The sequence below is a fragment of the Peribacillus sp. FSL K6-1552 genome, from assembly GCF_038005205.1.
Classification (GTDB): domain Bacteria; phylum Bacillota; class Bacilli; order Bacillales; family DSM-1321; genus Peribacillus; species Peribacillus butanolivorans.
Window position 1 is genome coordinate 510,876 of record NZ_JBBOST010000001.1, and the last position, 18,950, is coordinate 529,825.

General features: G+C 38.4%; 16 protein-coding genes and 1 other annotated feature. Of the genes, 12 read left to right on the forward strand and 4 right to left on the reverse strand.

What is annotated here, in order from left to right:
• Window positions 1-342: 342 nt before the first annotated feature.
• The 10 genes from NST21_RS02435 to NST21_RS02480 all read left to right on the forward strand — a co-directional run bounded on the left by NST21_RS02435 (window position 343) and on the right by NST21_RS02480 (window position 10,249).
• Complete coding sequence (locus NST21_RS02435; RefSeq protein WP_340887532.1) at window positions 343-1,182, forward strand: YitT family protein; 840 nt, start codon at window positions 343-345, stop codon at window positions 1,180-1,182.
• Window positions 1,183-1,410: 228 nt separating this feature from the next.
• On the forward strand, window positions 1,411-1,596 hold the full coding sequence (locus NST21_RS02440; RefSeq protein WP_252430132.1) for a hypothetical protein: 186 nt from the start codon (window positions 1,411-1,413) through the stop codon (window positions 1,594-1,596).
• Between the two features lie 364 nt (window positions 1,597-1,960).
• The gene (locus NST21_RS02445) at window positions 1,961-3,259 is read left to right on the forward strand and encodes an ABC transporter substrate-binding protein (RefSeq protein WP_340887535.1); all 1,299 of its coding nucleotides are present in this window, start codon (window positions 1,961-1,963) and stop codon (window positions 3,257-3,259) included.
• 175 nt (window positions 3,260-3,434) lie between these two features.
• Window positions 3,435-4,295 (forward strand): carbohydrate ABC transporter permease, encoded by an 861-nt coding sequence (locus NST21_RS02450; RefSeq protein WP_053344278.1) that lies wholly within the window; start codon window positions 3,435-3,437, stop codon window positions 4,293-4,295.
• Window positions 4,295-5,113, forward strand: coding sequence for a carbohydrate ABC transporter permease (locus tag NST21_RS02455; RefSeq protein ID WP_053344279.1), 819 nt, complete (start codon window positions 4,295-4,297; stop codon window positions 5,111-5,113). The genes NST21_RS02450 and NST21_RS02455 overlap by 1 nt, the downstream gene beginning before the upstream one ends.
• Before the next feature lie 57 nt (window positions 5,114-5,170).
• Window positions 5,171-6,205 carry a LacI family DNA-binding transcriptional regulator gene (locus NST21_RS02460; protein WP_053344280.1) on the forward strand — a complete coding sequence of 345 codons (1,035 nt, stop codon included), beginning with the start codon at window positions 5,171-5,173 and terminating at the stop codon, window positions 6,203-6,205.
• 232 nt (window positions 6,206-6,437) lie between these two features.
• Window positions 6,438-7,160: a ThuA domain-containing protein gene (locus NST21_RS02465; RefSeq protein WP_056522646.1), complete on the forward strand. Its 723-nt coding sequence runs from the start codon at window positions 6,438-6,440 to the stop codon at window positions 7,158-7,160.
• 18 nt (window positions 7,161-7,178) lie between these two features.
• Window positions 7,179-8,201, forward strand: a complete 1,023-nt coding sequence (locus tag NST21_RS02470; RefSeq protein ID WP_340887537.1) for a Gfo/Idh/MocA family protein — start codon at window positions 7,179-7,181, stop codon at window positions 8,199-8,201.
• A 17-nt stretch (window positions 8,202-8,218) separates the two neighbouring features.
• Window positions 8,219-9,259 (forward strand): Gfo/Idh/MocA family protein, encoded by a 1,041-nt coding sequence (locus NST21_RS02475; protein ID WP_053344283.1) that lies wholly within the window; start codon window positions 8,219-8,221, stop codon window positions 9,257-9,259.
• 21 nt (window positions 9,260-9,280) lie between these two features.
• The gene (locus NST21_RS02480; RefSeq protein WP_340887539.1) at window positions 9,281-10,249 is read left to right on the forward strand and encodes a sugar phosphate isomerase/epimerase family protein; all 969 of its coding nucleotides are present in this window, start codon (window positions 9,281-9,283) and stop codon (window positions 10,247-10,249) included.
• A 203-nt stretch (window positions 10,250-10,452) separates the two neighbouring features.
• Here NST21_RS02480 and rluF read toward each other — a convergent pair whose 3' ends face one another.
• Window positions 10,453-11,160: a 23S rRNA pseudouridine(2604) synthase RluF gene (gene rluF, locus NST21_RS02485; protein WP_056522637.1), complete on the reverse strand. Its 708-nt coding sequence runs from the start codon at window positions 11,158-11,160 to the stop codon at window positions 10,453-10,455.
• A gap of 115 nt (window positions 11,161-11,275) precedes the next feature.
• Window positions 11,276-12,172, reverse strand: a complete 897-nt coding sequence (locus NST21_RS02490; RefSeq protein WP_056522634.1) for a DMT family transporter — start codon at window positions 12,170-12,172, stop codon at window positions 11,276-11,278.
• A 1,299-nt stretch (window positions 12,173-13,471) separates the two neighbouring features.
• On the opposite strand from NST21_RS02490, the gene tagH reads away from it, so the two are divergent.
• Complete coding sequence (tagH, locus tag NST21_RS02495) at window positions 13,472-15,076, forward strand: teichoic acids export ABC transporter ATP-binding subunit TagH (RefSeq protein WP_340887541.1); 1,605 nt, start codon at window positions 13,472-13,474, stop codon at window positions 15,074-15,076.
• 241 nt (window positions 15,077-15,317) lie between these two features.
• On the opposite strand, the gene NST21_RS02500 is transcribed toward tagH, so the two are convergent.
• Window positions 15,318-16,250, reverse strand: a complete 933-nt coding sequence (locus tag NST21_RS02500) for an aldo/keto reductase (protein ID WP_340887542.1) — start codon at window positions 16,248-16,250, stop codon at window positions 15,318-15,320.
• 146 nt (window positions 16,251-16,396) lie between these two features.
• Entirely contained in the window at window positions 16,397-17,728 is a 1,332-nt protein-coding gene (gene brnQ / locus NST21_RS02505; RefSeq protein WP_340887543.1) for a branched-chain amino acid transport system II carrier protein, read from the reverse strand.
• 97 nt (window positions 17,729-17,825) lie between these two features.
• Window positions 17,826-18,074, reverse strand: a binding site (T-box leader).
• A gap of 223 nt (window positions 18,075-18,297) precedes the next feature.
• Between brnQ and NST21_RS02510 the strand changes: the two genes are divergently transcribed.
• Complete coding sequence (locus NST21_RS02510) at window positions 18,298-18,471, forward strand: hypothetical protein (protein ID WP_162878730.1); 174 nt, start codon at window positions 18,298-18,300, stop codon at window positions 18,469-18,471.
• Window positions 18,472-18,950 lie beyond the last annotated feature (479 nt).

Here is an 18,950-nt window from a genome sequence, read left to right on the forward strand (position 1 = left end):
TTGATTATCCATTAATCTAGGAGAAATCAAGGGGCGAAAAAAGACACTTATCATAAGCATGCTGTTGGTTATTTGAACCAAGTCGAGGAGCATGAAACTAACATAATAATAGGTTAATGAGAAGGAGACAGTGGCTTTGTTAAGCTAATGTATAAAAGAGCTTAGTGAAAATTAGTGCCTTTGTATGTATTAAGCTCGTTCATTGAAGATAATCTAACTTCCAAGGTATTCTTTTTGTTAAACCTTCAAATCTTTGAAGGATTAAATGGAATTCCATGTTACTATAGAGCAGTGAAATTAACCGATTCACATTAACCATTACATAAAGGAAGGGTAATAAATATGAAAAAGATTTCTTTAGATGTTTTCATTATATTAATAGGAGCTTTTATTTTCGCTTTGGCAATAAATCTTTTCGTCATTCCCAATGAACTTGGTGAGGGAGGAGTCACGGGGATAACCATCATTTTATTTTATCTTTTTGAATGGTCACCGGGGCTGTTAAGTTTGATTATTAACGCTTTCCTGCTCATTGTCGGTTATAGATATTTGTCGAAATTAACAACGGTATATACAATCATAGCCGTTGCATTTAATTCACTTTTCCTTCATTTAACCGAAAGTTGGACGATATCTTCAGATGAATTGGTCATCAATGCGATATTTGGCGGTGTTTTTGCCGGTGCAGGAATAGGCATGATCATTCGTGTTGGAGGCACTACTGCCGGTACGACGATACTAGCCCGAATTACGAATAAGTATTTGGGATGGAGCTTAAGTTATGGACTTCTGTTTTTCGATTTAATCGTTGCGTTCTCATCTTATTTCATCATTGGTGCAGAAGGTCTGATGCTCACTATCCTTATGCTTTATATTGGAACAAAAACGATGGAATTCATCATTGAGGGATTGAACCCGAAAAAAGCGATTACCATCATTTCAAAAGAAGCGGACCAGATTGCAAAACAAGTAACCGTTTTGATGGATAGAGGGGTGACTGTTTTTAGTGGTCATGGATACTATACAAAAGAATCCAAAGAAATCCTATATATAGTTATTAGTAAGCAAGAGGTACTCAAATTAAAGAGAATTGTACAGTCTACTGATAGAAGTGCTTTTATAGCCATACATGATGTTCGTGATGTATTTGGGGAAGGATTCTTAGATATTTCGAAGTCTTAAAACCATATTGAGGAGCCAACAAGGTTCCTTTTAATGGGGAATCCTATAGAGTATTTTTGAAACATTTGATTTGGAACTAAAGAAATAATTGCAAAGAGCCTAAATAGGCTTTTTTTATTTTTTCAAAAAGAGAAAAATCTGTAAATTTAGAATAATTTGTTATATTATGTAAGTAAGAATCCAAACACCCTGAGGAGTGCAGCCATTAAATATGGAGGTGTGTCCAATATGATCCTTTTAAAAGTGGATGACAGAAGGTTTGGGAAAAGCAATATCAAGTACAGCATAGTTGATAAGGAAACGAATGAACTGATTATTAGTGGTGTGTTTGAAGAATTTGGACAAGCAAGTGATAAATATTATGAACTAAAGGATGAGTATGGTTCATCCAATGTGAAGATGGTATTGAAGTGAATAGAGGGGAGCCTTTGGGTTTCCCTATTTAAAACTTATTTAGAATAAACGTCCGTTACGATAATTTTAATAATCAAATAAAGGAATAATCTTAGGTTTGTGAATCATATAATTAAGTAGACAAGGCTTATATCCTACTTGTTGTTTACAAAAAAATACAAATTAATTGTAAAGTATGGAATTTAGTGGTAATATAAAGCGCATAAATGAAAACGTTTACAGTATTCCTGTAAGGAGGTGATGTATAAAAGGTTGGATAGAATAATAATATAGTAGATTTAGAAGTGTATATTTTTTTATCATTTTATGCAAACGTTTTCTTTAATTTGCATAAGATCTTATGAAAAAGGGAGAGTTGGTAGGCATGAAACGTAAAAAATGGTACGGGGGAATCTTTTCTGTTTTATTAATTTTTAGTGTGATTTTGGCTGGATGCTCTTCTTCTACAGGTGGAGACAGTGACTCTAAAGACAAAGATAAAGTGACGCTGGATATCTTTCAATTCAAAGTAGAGTTTAAGCAGCAATTTGAGAATTTGGCAAAACAATATGAAAAAGAAAATCCAAATGTAAAAATCAAGGTATCAACAGTGGGTGGTGGAAATGATTATAAATCAGCCATTACTGCAAAGTTTGCTTCAGGTGAGGAGCCAGCAGTTTTTAACATTGGCGGACCAATAGATGTTGAACAATATAAAGATAGATTATTAGATTTAAAGGATACAAAGGCTGCAGCTGCTGCGCTTGATGGTACATTGGATGGCGTGGAAGAGGACGGGCACGTTCTAGGGCTTCCATTTAACCAAGAAGGATACGGCTTGATTTATAACAAACGAATTTTTGAAGAAGCCGGAGTTAAACCTGAAGAAATTACTAGTTATTCAGCATTAGAGGCTGCGGTTAAAAAACTGGATTCACAGAAAGATAAATTGAAAATCGAGGCGGTTTTCGCTTATCCGGTTAAAGAGAAGTGGGTAACAGGAAACCACTTATCAAATGTCTTTTTAGCACCTGAATTTGATGGGAATGTATTAACTGCGAGCAAGTCACCAACCGTTAAATTTACGGATGGAGACAAGTTTAAGCAACTGGTCGATATTCAAAATAAATATTCCGTTCAGCCGACGGCAAGTCTAGATTATTCACAACAAGTGGAAGAGTTGTTCTCACTTGAAAAGGTTGCAATCATTCAGCAAGGAAACTGGGTGTATAACACAGTGTACGATATGGATCCTGAGTTAGCCGAAAAAGGTATTGGTATTATCCCGATTCCGAATGGGGATACAGCTGCGGGGATGCCAGTTGGGGTTCCAAACTATTGGGCAGTGAACAAAAAATCAGATGAAAAAGTTCAGGAAGAAGCGAAGAAATTCCTCGACTGGATGTATACATCTGATGAAGGAAAAAAAGCTGTTTTGGAGGATTTTAAATTCATTCCAGCTTATGAAGGGTATGACGTAGAAAAAATTGCCGATCCACTTTCAAAAGAAATTTATAAATATTCACAAGATGGAAAGACGACTGGCTGGGTTTTTAATGGATATCCAGTTGGTTGGAATGATGACCTAGGTGCAAGTGTCCAAAAATACGTAACCGGTAAACTAACATGGGATGAACTTGTGCAACAAAATATTGAAAATTGGGAGAAAATTCACAGTAAATAAGTATTCCGTAAATGGGAAACAACCAATCGCCGTCGAAAGCTGTGTCGATTGGTTGTTCCTTGTTACAAGAAAGTCGTCATAGGGAAAGTTCGGTTACTAGATATTCTTCGATTTTCGATTCCGAAGTTAAAACTCATTTTCTACTAATATATCTTTCATAAGGAGGTCGGTTTCATTGAGAAATCGGGATGCCGCATATTGGCTGTTTTTGACACCTGTTCTGGCTGCACTCATTTTAGTGGTGATTGTGCCACTCATTTACGGATTTTATTATTCATTTACGAATTGGAACGGTCTTGGAACTCCGGACTTTATAGGGCTTAAAAATTATATAGACTTGTTTACGGATAGAGGGTTTCTGGATACATTTTGGTTCACCATTAAATTTTCAGTAGCAGCTATTGTGGTAATTAATATTATCGGCTTGAGTTTAGCGCTTATCGTGACGTCGAAAATTAAATCAAGCAACCTACTTCGGACAGTTTTCTTTATGCCAAATTTGATTGGTGGCTTGATTCTCGGTTTTATTTGGCAGTTTATTTTTATTAAAGTATTCGGCGCAATTGGTGATTTGACAGGGATTGAAGCTTTTAATGGCTGGTTGTCAACGACAGAAACCGGTTTTTGGGGATTAATCATTTTAACGTCTTGGCAAATGGCTGGCTATATCATGATCATTTATATTGCTTATTTACAAGCGGTTCCTGAAGAACTGATCGAGGCGGCTAAAATTGATGGGGCCAACAGCTTTCAACGTTTTCGCCATATTACTTTTCCGCTTGTAGCACCGGCTTTTACCGTTAGTTTGTTCTTAACGCTTTCCCACTCCTTTAAAATTTATGATCAAAACCTTTCTTTGACTAACGGAGCGCCTTATAACTCAACTGAAATGGTTGCGATGAACATTGTTAAATCCGCTTTTACCGAAAATGATATGGCATATGCGCAGGCAAAGGCCGTTATCTTCTTCGTAATTGTGGCAGCAGTTTCTCTAACACAAGTGTATATCAATAAGAAAAGGGAGGTTGAGCTGTAATGAGAAAAAAATGGAAGCTGTGGCTGGTTGGATTCATCGGTTTCATCTTGGCATTATTGTGGCTCGCTCCGTTTTATTTAATGATTGTCAATGCTTTTAAAATGAAACGTGATATTTTTGCCGACACGCTGGGGTTACCTAAAACTTGGACATTCGAAAACTTTACTCAAGCTTTCGAACAATTGGATTTCCTTCGGACTTTATTTAATTCTTTATTGATATCGGGCGTCAGCGTAGTAATAATTATTATCTTTTCAGCAATGGCGGCTTATGCGCTTTCACGAAACAAAAGTAAAGTCAGTTCTTTGCTCTTCTTCGTGTTTGTGGCAGCCATGTTGATTCCATTTCAATCTGTGATGATACCGCTTGTTGCCCAATTCGGACAGCTTGGGATGTTGAACAAGGCTGGGTTGATTTTCATGTATTTAGGCTTTGGCAGCAGTCTCTCGATATTCTTGTATCACGGTACTTTAAAAGGGATTCCTACCTCGCTTGACGAAGCTGCGAAAATAGATGGAGCGAACAGGTTTCAAGTATTTTGGTATATCATTTTTCCTTTATTAAAACCTATGTCGATTACAGTTGGAATCTTAAATGTTATTTGGATTTGGAACGACTACCTGTTGCCATCCCTTGTTATTGGAGGCGCTGGCTCGGAGACAATCCCGCTTAAATTATTCTTCTTTTTCGGACAGTATACGAAACAATGGCATCTAGCCTTGGCTGGGCTTACTTTATCCATTATTCCAGTCATTATCGCGTATTTTTTTGCTCAGAGGCAAATTATCAAAGGAATTGCGGATGGAGCCGTTAAATAAGTATTTAAATATAGGGAATATTAAGCCATGTGCGGTGAACGGGAAGTGGTGTTGAATATGTCTGTTACGATAAAGGACGTTGCCAAAAAAGCGAATGTCGCTCCATCAACGGTATCGCGTGTTATCCATAACAGCCCAGCAATCAGTGAAAAGACAAAGCGTAAGGTACGTAAGGTATTAAAGGAAATGGGCTATCATATGAATGAAAATGCCCGGAATTTGGTCACGAAATCCACCAAGGCTATTGGAATCGTCATGAAAAATTCAGCCAGAGAATCGCTTTACAATCCTTTTTTTCCAGAGGTTATCCGTGGAATCGGGGATTTTTGCAATAAAGAGGGATACAGTCTTTCTCTAACGACCGGTGAAACCGAGGATGCTATTTTTGAAGACGTCGTGAAAATGGTTCAGGGTAGACGAGTGGACGGTATGATTGTTTTGTATTCGAAAAAGGATGATAAAGTGGTGCCCTATTTATTAAAGCAGGGCTTTCCATTTGTTTTGATTGGGAAACCAAGTACGAACATGAGCGGAATCACCTTCATTGATAACGATAATGTTCAAGCAGCCAGGGAATTATCGGAGTTTGTAATCAATCTTGGTCATCAGCGAATCGCTTTTTTAGGGGGGAGCCCTGAGTTTGAAGTGATTCAAGCCCGCTTAAGAGGGTTTCAACAAGCTATGGAACAGGCCGAATTAAATGTGCCAAAGGAATATATCAAGCTGATCCCTTTAAATCGAGCAGATGGAATAAAGGCAATCAAGGAATTACTAAATCTACCGGAAGCTCCAACCGCTTTTATGGTAATGGATCTTTTATTGGGAGTACTTTTACTAGGGGTGTTGGCGGAAAAGAATTTAAAAGTACCTGAGCAAGTTAGCGTCGTCTGTTTTAATCATTCAGAGTTTATTGAATTTTTAAGTACGCCACTTACAACAGTCGATATTCATACGTATCAATTAGGCTTTGAAGCGGCAAAATGTGTGTTTGATTTAATTGCAAATCCCGAAATGATGGAAAAAAGTATCAGGATTCCAACTAAAATCATAAAGCGAGAGTCGCATTTTGTTGTTAAAAAGGAAAATAAATGAAAAGTGTAGAAATGTTTTTCCAATTAAAGCTTGATTTTTGCTAACATAAATTTACAATAAAGATTATCACTAACAATTTTTTGAAATTCATACTTTTCGAAATGCCAAGTATGTTCTTATAATTGACTGAGTTTTTATTATTTCAAACGCAAACGTTTGCGTTCGAAATTAAAAGGTAGTAGTTAAACATATAGAGCAAGTTGCCGACAAATTAATGTAGAGGAGATTGTTCATGAGAGTTCTAGTATGGAATGAGTATCGTCATGAAAAAGAAAAACCTGATGTTGCTGAAATTTATCCGGATGGAATCCATGGTGCGATTGCTGGCTTTTTACAAAGCGAACAGGTCGAGGTGAAGACGGCTACACTCGAGGAAGAAGAGCATGGTTTAACTGAAGAGATACTGATGAAAACCGATGTACTTCTCTGGTGGGGACATGTCGCACATGAAGAAGTTCATGATGAAATTGTCACACGGGTTCATAAGCGGGTGCTCGAGGGAATGGGTCTTATCGTCCTCCATTCTGGACATTTCTCAAAAATCTTCAAACAATTAATGGGCACGACTTGCGATTTGAAATGGCGCGTAGCGGATGAAAAGGAGCGGCTTTGGGTTGTTGATTCAAGTCACCCAATCGTTGAGGGAATCGGAGAATATATAGAACTTGAAAAGGAAGAGATGTACGGGGAACATTTTGATATCCCTACGCCGGACCAACTATTATTTATCAGCTGGTTTGAAGGTGGGGAGGTATTCAGAAGCGGTTGTACGTATCAGCGTGGTAAAGGTAAGATTTTTTATTTCCGGCCAGGTCATGAAACATATCCGACATACCATAATCCGCAAATACAACGGGTGATTAAGAATGCCGTTGAGTGGGTCAAGCCGGAAGTTAACAATAAATCGGTATATGGAAAAGCCGAACCGTTGGAAACTATCTCAATAAAGAGATGAAGTGAAGGAGAGAGTAGAATGGGCAGAGTGAAGGTAGGCGTCATTGGATGCGGCAGTATTGCAAAAAACAGGCATTTTCCAGAATACGAAGCGATCAAGGAAACAGAGATAATTGCCGTTTGTGATATTGTGCAAGACCGGGCGAATACAGCAGCACAAAGGTATAACGCACAAGCATATACTGATTATATAGAACTTTTGAAGAATGAGGAGATTGAGGCTGTCAGTGTATGTACCCCTAATTACTTGCACGCCCGAATCACAATTGCTGCCTTGGAAGCAGGTAAGCATGTTCTTTGTGAAAAACCAATGGCAACTTCTTTAAATGACGCAGAAAAAATGAATGAAGCAGCTTCAAAAAGCGGCAAAATATTAATGATTGGTCATAATCAGCGTTTTGTCCCCTCTCATCAAAAAGCGAAACAGCTTATTGATAGTGGTGAGATAGGGAGGGTCTACAGCTTCCGAACGGCATTTGGACATTCCGGACCAGAGAATTGGGCCGTGGACGGACGGGACAGTTGGTTTTTTAAAAAAGATCAGGCAGTTATCGGTGCTATGGGCGATTTAGGCGTTCATAAAGCTGATTTATTGCGTTATATCCTGGGAGAGGAATTTGTTGAAGTAGGAGCATTTGTAGAAACGACTGCCAAGAAAAATACAGATGTTGATGACAGTGCTGCCTGTATTCTGCGAACGGAGAGCGGAATTATTGGTACTCTCACAGCCAGCTGGTCGTATGCGAAAGAAGACAATGCGACGGTCATTTATGCTAAAAAAGCCGTATTACGTCTTGAAGACGATCCTAAATACTCTCTGATTATTCATCATGATAATGGTAAGACGGAAACCATTGAATTAGGTAGCATCCAGACAAATGACTCTGAAGGACAGCATGATTCTGAAGTAATCAGCCACTTTGTAAAATGTGTGGTAAACAATGAGGTGCCTCTCGTCTCAGGAGTTGAAGGATTAAAATCATTAAAAGTCATTCTTGGCGCGATGGAATCGAATGCATCCAGAAAAATCATCCGCTTATAAAGGGGTTAATAGTCATCATGTACAAATTAAAAATGGGAATAATCGGTGCTGGTGGAATTGCTCAACAAAGGCATATCCCAGCTTTTCAAAAATTTCAAGACAAGGTAGTTTTATACGCAATTCAGGATATAGATGAACTAAAGGCGAGAGATGTGGCACGTGAATATCATATCGAAAAGGTCTTTACCAATTATGAAGAAATGTTCGCGGAAGTGGATGCAGTTACGATTGCCACGCCAAACAAGTTTCATGCGGAAATTTCTATCGCCGCGCTGCAAGCAGGTGTACATGTGTTGTGCGAAAAGCCTATGGCGATTACAACCGAGGAATGTAAAGCAATAACCGAGGCTGCAAACTTATCAGGGAAAGTACTATCTATCGCTTACCATTACCGCTTTATGAAGGAAGCTCAGGCTGCGAAGAAAATGATCCAGGCCGGTGAAATTGGTGAGCCGTATGTAGCGCGTGTACAGGCAATCCGACGTCGGAAAGTCCCTGGGTGGGGAGTTTTTACGAGTAAGGAATTGCAGGGTGGAGGAAGCGTTATTGATTACGGCTGCCATTTACTTGATTTGGCCTTATGGCTGATGGATGACCCGGAGCCGATTGAAATTGTAGGTTCGACATATAATTATGTCAGTAAGGGTGTCGATCAGGTCAATCTATGGGGCAATTTCGATGCCTCTGTATTTGAAGTAGATGATCATGCTACCGCGTATATCAAATTTGCCAACGGTGCATCTTTATTATTCGAAACATCATGGGCCGCGAATATCCGTGAAGAAGCAACAGTCTTGAGTTTATCCGGAACGCAGGGCGGACTGGATGTGTTCCCCTTAATTTTGAATCAGGCAAAGCACGGCATGCTATTAAATAGTGAGGCGGTATGGATGCCTGGAGAGGATACACCCGATCTCCAACAGGCAGAGAATTTTATTGATAGCTGCCTCGGAATTGCCGAACCATTGGTAAAACCATCGGAAGCCATGAAAGTTTCGAAGATAATTGAAGCCATTTATCAAAGCTCAGCAAGTGGAAAGGTTATGAGTATCAATTAATGAAAAGGTGGGGTGGGGCTAGTGAAGTTAGGGATTTTTACAGTGCTATTCGCACAAAAATCATTCGAGGATATGCTTGATTATGTGGCAGCCTCCGGTTTAAAATCAGTTGAAATCGGTACAGGCGGGTATCCAGGTAATGTCCACTGTCCGTTAGATGAACTGTTGGAAAGTGAAGAAAAGCGCAAAAAATACTTGGAATCTGTTCAAACAAGAGGCCTAACTATCAGTGCATTCAGCTGCCATGGCAATCCCATCTCTCCAGATGAATCATTTGCCAAAGAAAGTGATGAAACGCTCATAAAAACAATCAAGCTTGCGTCCTTACTGAATGTCCCAATCGTCAATACATTTTCCGGTACGGCGGGTGACCACGAAGGAGCTAAATATCCAAACTGGCCTGTTGCGCCATGGCCGAATGAGTATACAGACGTTTTGAAATGGCAATGGGAAGAAAAGTTGATTCCTTATTGGAAAAAAACTGCAGCAATTGCTGATGAACACAATATTAAAATCGGACTCGAACTGCACGGAGGCTTTCTCGTTCACACACCTTACACTTTGCTAAAACTACGGGAAGCTACATCGAACGCAATCGGCGCTAACCTTGACCCAAGCCATCTCTGGTGGCAGGGGATCGAACCGGTGGGAGCCATCAAAATCCTTGGGAAAGCGGGAGCAATCTACCACTTCCATGCAAAAGACACATACTTGGATCAGGATAACATCAATATGTATGGCCTTACCGATATGCAGCCATATGGAAACATCCAAACCCGTGCCTGGAACTTTCGCTCGGTGGGCTGCGGCCACAGTCTTCAAGAGTGGTCCGACATCATGAGTGCACTTCGCACATATGGCTATGACTATGTCGTTAGCATTGAACATGAAGACCCGCTAATGTCAGTTGAAGAAGGTTTTCAACGTGCAGTAACCAATTTGAAAACTGTCCTCATCAACGAAAGCCCAACTGATTTATGGTGGGTGTAATTTTTAGCCGATAACGAGCAGCCTATCGCAGGTTGCTTTTTATTTTGGAATTTACGAGTAAATAATCGAAACTCACGAGTAAAATAGTCAATTTCACGAGTAAAAGGGCAAAATTCACGAGTAAAGTTAAGTCTATGTTGAAAAGTCTAGGACAGATTGAATTAAAAAAGAATGCCCCCCGAAATCAGGGGCATCCTTTTGAGTCATCTCTGCCTAGGCGTATAATCCAACTCCGTAAACAGTTCCCTCAATTCATCCTTCGTTAGGTCGCGCCATTGTCCGAGGGCTAACCCATCCAAATGGATGTTCATGATCCGAATTCGATGTAAATCGCGGACCTCATAGCCTAGCGCTGAGCACATACGGCGGATTTGTCTGTTCAATCCTTGCATTAATGTAATGTTAAACGTATATTTGTTCAACTGTTTGATCTTGCAAGGGAGTGTCTTCGTACCTAAAATCTCCACGCCGGATGCCATATCTTGTATGAAAGAAGAGGTAAGCGGCTTATCCACAGTTACGATGTATTCCTTTTCATGCTTATTCTCTGCACGCAGAATTTCATTCACGATATCACCATCATTTGTAAGCAGGATGAGGCCGCTTGAGTCTTTGTCAAGACGTCCAATATGAAAAACCCTTAGTGGATGATTAACAAAATCAACAATATTTCCTTTAATGTGTTTTTCTGTCGTACTCGTAATGCCTATTGGCTTATTCAGCGCAATATAGACATTTTGCTGTTCTACCTTTATGGGGTTACCATCAACCCGAACATCATCGCCTGGTTCAGCCTGACTGCCAAGCTCAGCAACAGATCCGTTAATCGTTACGCGGCCTTCGGCAATCCATTTATCCGCGCCTCGTCTCGAAGTAATCCCGGACTCACTAATATATTTATTGATCCTCAACTAAAGCACACCTTTACATTCAGATTTTCTTCTTTAAAGGATAACGTAAATCATGATGGATAGACAAGAGGGAAAGGCAAGAAAGCGTTCATGGATGCAAATTACCGAATGACTTTTACATGGACTTCGTGACAGCTTGAAGGTCCTTTTTCTTTTTACTCGTCAAGTAGACGCCAGTGAAGACAAGTAGCCCCCCAAGGATTTGGACGATAGTAATCGTTTGTCCTAAAACCAGGCTTAGAATGGCGGTAAAGACGGCAATCAGATTAAGATAAATTCCAGCCTGGCTGGCATTGATATGCCGAAGCGAAATATTCCAGAAAATAAAGGAACCTACGGATGGGAAGATTCCAATATATAAAAGACCTGTGATTGCTGGGCCACTTAAATCAAAGTTCAGTCCAGAGCCAATGGCAAATGGAGCAACGAGAATCAAACCGAGAAATACAGAAACGGCTGTGGCTGAAATAATCGGAATGCTTTTCAGCTTTTTCCCGATTATTGAATAGAAGGTCCAAACGAGAATAGCCAGAATCATCAATAGGTCGCCTTTATTATAAGTGAGATGGAAAATTTCCAGGAGATGTCCTTTTGTTAAGACTAATAATACGCCGAATAATGAAATGATAAGGCCTAGTACATGATGGATTGAAATTTTCTCCTTTAACAGCAATGCAGAAAAAAGAACGATTAATGCAGGATTAATTGAATTGACAAGAGCAGCATTCATGGATGTTGTATAGGTCAGAGCCCAATAAAGGAAAAAATTATAACTGATGATGCCGAGTAAACCCATTGCTAAAAGTACTTTCCAGGCTTTCCATACACTCTTCCAATTTGGTTTTTCAATCCAATGGGCTAGTGGGAATAATAAGAAAACGGCAATTAGCCAGCGGGTAAATGTTAGTTGGATTGGGGAAAGTTCGGTCACAACGTATTTGCCAAATATATAATTGCCTGCCCAAAACAGATTGGCCAAGATGAGAAATAAGAGAATATAGGATTTTTTCATAAGGTAGCCTCTTTTCGAATTGAAGGAATATTCACTAAATATATCAAGAAAAATGTAAGCAATCTACAAAAGGAAGCAATTTAATAGAGTATCCTATGGATCAGCCATGTTAGCAGGATAATTGAGGAGGGATCTAAAGGGAATCATTATATAGAAGAAAAGAACACTTCATAACCGAAAATCACAAAGCTATATTGGTGTTACTGCGACGAATATCGTCCAATATTTTCGTGAATTTAGAAATCCTCTAACATCAGTTATGGGGTTTGATACCCTTGAAAAGGGAGAATCCCGCACTGATACATCTCGATGTAATCGATCATGAAATTTAGGATTATACAAAAGCTCGTCTTGAATATGTTGGTTTTAATCAAGGATTCAGAAGGAAAAGGCTCTGGATTCTTTTTTTTGTGCAAAAATTACTATTCGCATAATTTTAGGGTGAATTAGCAAGATTATTCATAAAGTTGGCATGATTCTACAAGAAATTCGCTTAATTTATTAATTTTATGGCATATTTTGTAAGCGGTCTATGTACATCTAGCATTCGAAATGGGAAGGTGGCCGCCTATATTACTCATTTCTATGAGAAAAGTATTCTTTCAGCGTCGAACAAGACTCCCGTATGATTTTTCCTGTTGCCTTAATAAATTGTACCCATCGATTTTCATTTAAAGACAGTGTAGCTTATGGTGAGTTACAGGTTGATGCTCTCTATTTAAATAAATTATTGTTTAATTTCCCAATAACATTAAAATATTCTTATATTGGAGGATATATGGGGGAATTTAAAAAATATTTACAATTAGTGAGTCTATGGTACTATAAAGATAAATAATTTATATATCTTTAAGCACTTTGAATATATAAGGTCATGTTTATTGAAGGTGTAAACAGGAAATAAGGTTATCAGCTATGTCCTCTTTAAACGCTGAAAAAGAAGAGGCAGTATTTTATTGTTTGATAATGCCAAAAAGTTCCAAATTATTACCAATCAATAAAATAGAAGATAAGATGGAAGGGGTAATAAAATTATATTACCTCTTTTTTGATGAATAGGCCGAAGTTAAAGCTTTTGATGAAATAAATATTAAATTGGGGTTTTTGGACTTATATATATGGGACACTTCTTCTATTTGGTACCGATTTTTCGACAATCTCATTATACCGAAGAACGAAGTAGTTTCATCTTTTACTAATCCAATGGTTCTTACGTATAATCACTACAGCCAACTTATTGCGCACTAATTGCGTGGGTGCGAAGTTGATTAAGTAAATTTAAATTATTAAGGGGTTCTTATGAACAAAGCTGTTGTCTTTAGAAATGTTACGAAGCGTTATAAAATGTATAAAAATAATTCTGAGAAATTTTTGGATTTGATTTTGCCCAAAGGGTATGGGGAAGATTTTTTTGCTGTACAGAACATTAATTTTGTGGCAGAAAAGGGCGATGTGATTGGTATTATTGGTGTAAATGGAGCCGGGAAGTCGACTTTATCCAATTTAATTACGGGTGTTGTTCCTCCTAGTGAGGGAAGTGTCGAAATTAAAGGGGAAGCGTCTTTGATTGCCATTGCATCGGGGTTAAATAATCAATTGACAGGTAGGAATAATATTGAGCTGAAATGTTTAATGTTAGGGTTCAACAAAAAAGAAATAGAGGAATTGATGCCTGAGATTATTGAATTTGCGGAGCTTGGGAAGTTTATTGATCAGCCGGTGAAGAAATACTCAAGTGGTATGAAATCGAGGTTAGGGTTTGCCATTTCTGTAAATATCGATCCTGATGTTTTGGTCATTGATGAAGCTCTTTCTGTTGGGGATCAGACTTTTGCCGAAAAGTGCTTGAATAAAATTAATAGTTTTCAAGAAAGAGGGAAGACGATCTTTTTTATCAGTCATTCAATTGGTCAGGTGAAAAAATTCTGTAAAAAGGCGATATGGATGGAGGCAGGAGAGATAAAGGCGTATGGGCCAATCGAAGAAGTAGCTCCCGCTTATGAGAAGTTTTTAAAAGATTACAAAGAATTGACTCCTGAAGCACAAAAGAACTTTAAGCAAATGATTATGGAAAAGAGAAGCAAGTTTAATAGAGCTATCGATGACAATGATGGGATGATTACGAGAACAGATGTTTATAAGAAACAAATGAAAAGAAAAGCGCAGGGAAAAAGAAATAGACTCATAGCCAGTGCTTTTTTAGCGATAGGAATAATAGCGGCGGCTCTTCTTTTTTCACAATCGGAGGGACTTTTGGCCATTATCCAGAAAGAACAAAATGGTCAGGACCTTAAAATTGCAGAAAAGCCGGATAAACATGTAGGTTCTAGTACGGATGCACCAATCCCAGAAGAAAAGGACATTCGATATGTGAATGTTAATGCAGGATTTGTTAGAGATAATCCGGATTTGTTTAAAAGTGAAAAAATAAGTATGATAATTTTTGGAGATTATTATATTATCGAAGAAATTCAAAAAGATCCAGTGGAAGATTTTAATTGGTTGAAAATTATGAAAAACGAGCAGGCTGTTTGGGTAAGTGAACAGATTCTGTCAAAGGATGTTAATACGATTGAAGAAGAGCAGTTATTTGAGAATATTAGTGTTATGTTTCAAGTAGATAACCTTGAACAATTATTATCGTTCATTGGGCAAAGTAAAGAGGAAAGTAACGCCACTGAATTAAATGAAATTGTGAAGTTTGCCTATACCGATGATGAACACATAAAAGGGATAAGTATAGATACTAATCACCAAAGTAGGTCTATTGAAGAAATGATTGAATTGTTTGGTACTCCAAGTATACAGCTTGTGCACAAGGCGATTCTATATCATGGTGAAAAATATGATGCTATTTTCTATTTTAATGATAGGGGATTGCTGCGGGAAATATTGATTAAATAGGGGGTTCAGCCAAACAGATCATCTGTAAAGTGGAGGTGATGCATATGCTGGAAAAAGGACAACTTCAATAAGGGGGAAGCCTGCCCAAAGCGAGATTTAATTCATACATAAATTATTAGGAGTAGTAATTCATAAATGAAAAGTATATTGAGGTTCTATGTTTCTAACCATATTTGTTAGAAACATAGAACCTTTTTTTATTATTTTTTTCCTTTGTCTTTTAAATCTATTAAACTCTTATTTAAGCGAAAATCGCGCTGATTTCGGCAATTTCATCCATGGTTAATTCCACTTCTAACGCTTTTAAGTTGCGTGTGACCTGTTCTGGTTTTTTCGCTCCAGGAATTAGGACATCTATCGAGTGCCGAGTTAAATACCAAGCTAGTACCACATCAGCAACATCGGCATTTCTTCTGTTTGCTATCTCTCGGACTTTTTCTACTTTTTGCAGGTTGCTAACAAAGGCTTGTCCTTGGAAAAGTGGACTTTTTGCACGGCCATCCTCAAATGTCGAATCTTGAGAATATTCTCCACCGAGCAGACCGGAAGCAAGCGGGAAATAAGGTATAAAGGAAATATGATTTTCAGCTGTATAGGGCAGCAAATCTTGCTCTGCTTCCCGTCTGAATAGGTTGTACTCGGATTGCAGGACATCGATATAGCCGTCTTTATTCGCTTCCTTTAATTGCTCAAAGGAAAAATTTGAGACGCCGATTGCCTTGATTTTACCTGCATCTTTCAATTCCTTTAAGGCACCGACCGCTTCATCCTTTGGTGTATCTTGATCAGGGAAATGAATGTAAAATAAGTCGATATAATCGGTTTGGAGTCTTTTTAAACTAGATTCTACTGCGTTTTTCAGAAAAGCCGGAGAGTTATCTAATACGACTTTCCCATCGACAAATTTATGGGCCCCTTTTGTAGCAAGGACTACATCCTCGCGTTTGTGGGTCTTTTTAAGAATTTCACCGATAATTTCTTCTGAACGCTCTGGACCGTAAATGAAAGCTGTATCCCAAAAGTTAATTCCCTCATCAAGAGCAGTTATTAAGACATCTTTTCCTGTATCCTCACTTAGATTAGGAAAAAGGTTATGTCCGCCAATGGCATTCGTGCCAAGACCAATCGGATTCACATATAGATCTGTTTTACCAATTCGCATTTGCTTCGACATATTACTAATCATCTCCTTTAGCATTATCATAACAAAAAGTGGCAGGTAAATACCAAAATAAAGGAAATGTGAGTAGAGTGGGAACTGTTAAAAACTCTATCGTGCAAAAAAAGCAGATGATTTGTACAAAATCATCTGCTTTCCTATTATAACGTTGCGCTTTCCAATTCCTCAGATTGGGCTGCTTGTCCGATCTGACTGAATAGAAGGCCGCTGGCAATTCCGACAAGAGCTGGGATGATCCATTCCATTCCGTATGAAGAAAGAGGAAGGGCATCACTAAACGTTTGTACGGGTCCTAATGATAAGCCGAATGCGTTTAATCCATCTATTAGAGCAAAAACGCCGGTGAAGATCATTGCACTCCGATATACTTTTTTCGGGTTTTTAAAATGACGGCTGAAGAACGTTAAAACTATCAGGACAATTGTTAATGGGTAAGCCATCACAAGGAATGGTACCGATACTTTTAAAATTTGATTCAGACCCATGTTTGAAAGAATGAAGCCGACAAGTGTTACAATCAGAATTAAGGTTTTGTAGTTGGCCTTGGGAATAAGATTTGAAAAATACTGTCCGCAGGCAGTTGTCAAACCGACGACGGTCGTGAAGCAAGCTAAGGTGAAAATAACGCCTAATAGAATCTTACCGCCTGTTCCAAGTAAAAGGGTGGATGCGACAGTCAGGATTTCTGTTCCGTTTTCAAATGAACCATCTGCTGCCATACGAGCTCCCATTACACCTAAGGAGATATAAACTAAAGAAAGCAATACACCGGCGATGAGGCCTGCTTTTAATGTATATCTCGTCAATTGTTTCCGATCTGAAATCCCTCTTTGCTGTATCGAAGTCAGGATAACTATCCCGAAAGCAAGGGCAGCTAAAGCATCCATCGTGTTATAGCCTTCGATAAAACCTTTTGAAAATGCTCCTGTTGCATACGCATCAGTTGGAGCTTGGAATGGAGCATCAAGCTTTACAAATCCAACGACACAGAGAATGACCATGGCCAAAAGCAGGGTAGGTGTAATCCAGCGTCCCATAAAAGTTTCCATTTTTTTAGGATTCAAAGAAATGGCATAAACAATGGTAAAGAATATGGCCGTGAATAAGAATAGAAATAGGGATTGATTCATCGAGTCGCCAAGGTACGGCTTGAATCCCATTTCGTAGGCAACGTTCGCATTCCGTGGAATCGCAAGAAACGGTCCGATGCTCAAATAGATGACGACCATGAACAGTGTGCTGAATATAGGATGCACACGCGCTCCGATTGTTTGCGCCCCACCTTTAACAAGTGAAACGGCGAGGAGTACTAAAATTGGAAGGCCAACACCGGTGGCGACAAAACCTGCAATGGCGGGCCAGAAGGAAGTCCCGGAAGAAGCTCCTAAAAATGGAGGGAAAATAAGGTTTCCAGCTCCGAAAAACATCGAGAAAAGCATAAGGCCGATAAATAATGTGTCTGTTTTTTTCATGGTGATTTCTCCTTTTTTTAAAATGATAGTACCCGCCGACTGGCCCAAAAAGGCTATTAAAAGTGTTATTTTGCAAATAAAAAACTCGCCCCTAATAATCAGGGACGAGTTTGTGCTCGCGTTACCACCCATATTCCGCGCTTCATAAGAAGCTACGGCACTCAGTCAACGTACGAATTCATACGTGATCCATTGTAACGGCGGAAAGCCCGTCAAAGCCTACTTCATTTTCAGCTTTGCATCTCAGAGATGATTTTCGGATAGGCCTTGGACATCGACTTCCACCATACGTCGACTCTCTGTAGAACAGGGTTCTTATCTTACTCTTTCTCTTCATAGATTTTATAATATAAAGATAATTTAGCAAATTCTAATTATTAAGTCAACATAATTTGACAGTACAAATCATTCAATTTTCATTATTCAAGAGCAGGAGATTAGTCCCCTATAATCGATCCTTCCTTTATTTGGAGATATTTTTTGTGAAAAGAATCGGATATAACTCCCTATTATCTTTCTAACCGCATCTATATTATAATAGAAGACAGAACACTAAAGGAGACAACATTATGTCTGAAAATAAAAAGTTAAGCCTGGCGGATGCAGTCAAACAAAAATTGGCGCAAAAGCAAGCGGGCTCAAGTCAAGATAAACTGGAAACCGGCGTTGTGAAAAAAACGAAACAGCTAAAAAGCCAGTTAACTAAAAAGCCAAATAATCAACGTAAGCGTACAGGGGTATAATCCCAATTTGTCAAAGGACAATTACTGTTCGGTGCTTATCAGAGAGCAGTTACCTTTCATGAATAAAGGTACTGCTTTTTTTATATGAACTTTCAAATAGAAATTTATTATTATTAGGGAGAAGATTGTACTTTCGCTTGTAGGAAGTATTCAAGTGAAAATTATTTTTGTTTTTACCACTTATAGGTAGTTTACGGGCGGGATTTCTGGTAATTTAATGGTATAAGAATTGTTCCCTCTTACCTCTTCGGATATTGGTAAAACTAAATAAAACATATTTTTACAAAAGTAGAAATCACTTCTCAAGTCTTATATTAAATTCATTACAATTCTATTTGTTTCTGTTTTAAAATTGTAAGAGTCATGAAATGTTGTTACCATATTGTTTTGTTAAAATAATATTTTAAAGGTTTATAAATAATTTTCTTAACTAAAGGAACCTATAAATCTCTTTTCATAGACAAAGTCTTGAGAAAAGT

Coding starts and splice junctions, on each gene's coding strand:
- NST21_RS02435 (WP_340887532.1), top strand. CDS start 343: ATGAAAAAGATTTCTTTAGATGTTTTCATTATATTAATAGGAGCTTTT.
- NST21_RS02440 (WP_252430132.1), top strand. CDS start 1,411: ATGATCCTTTTAAAAGTGGATGACAGAAGGTTTGGGAAAAGCAATATC.
- NST21_RS02445 (WP_340887535.1), top strand. CDS start 1,961: ATGAAACGTAAAAAATGGTACGGGGGAATCTTTTCTGTTTTATTAATT.
- NST21_RS02455 (WP_053344279.1), top strand. CDS start 4,295: ATGAGAAAAAAATGGAAGCTGTGGCTGGTTGGATTCATCGGTTTCATC.
- NST21_RS02460 (WP_053344280.1), top strand. CDS start 5,171: ATGTCTGTTACGATAAAGGACGTTGCCAAAAAAGCGAATGTCGCTCCA.
- NST21_RS02465 (WP_056522646.1), top strand. CDS start 6,438: ATGAGAGTTCTAGTATGGAATGAGTATCGTCATGAAAAAGAAAAACCT.
- NST21_RS02470 (WP_340887537.1), top strand. CDS start 7,179: ATGGGCAGAGTGAAGGTAGGCGTCATTGGATGCGGCAGTATTGCAAAA.
- NST21_RS02475 (WP_053344283.1), top strand. CDS start 8,219: ATGTACAAATTAAAAATGGGAATAATCGGTGCTGGTGGAATTGCTCAA.
- NST21_RS02490 (WP_056522634.1), bottom strand. CDS start 12,172: ATGAAAAAATCCTATATTCTCTTATTTCTCATCTTGGCCAATCTGTTT.
- tagH (WP_340887541.1), top strand. CDS start 13,472: ATGAACAAAGCTGTTGTCTTTAGAAATGTTACGAAGCGTTATAAAATG.
- NST21_RS02500 (WP_340887542.1), bottom strand. CDS start 16,250: ATGTCGAAGCAAATGCGAATTGGTAAAACAGATCTATATGTGAATCCG.
- brnQ (WP_340887543.1), bottom strand. CDS start 17,728: ATGAAAAAAACAGACACATTATTTATCGGCCTTATGCTTTTCTCGATG.
- NST21_RS02510 (WP_162878730.1), top strand. CDS start 18,298: ATGTCTGAAAATAAAAAGTTAAGCCTGGCGGATGCAGTCAAACAAAAA.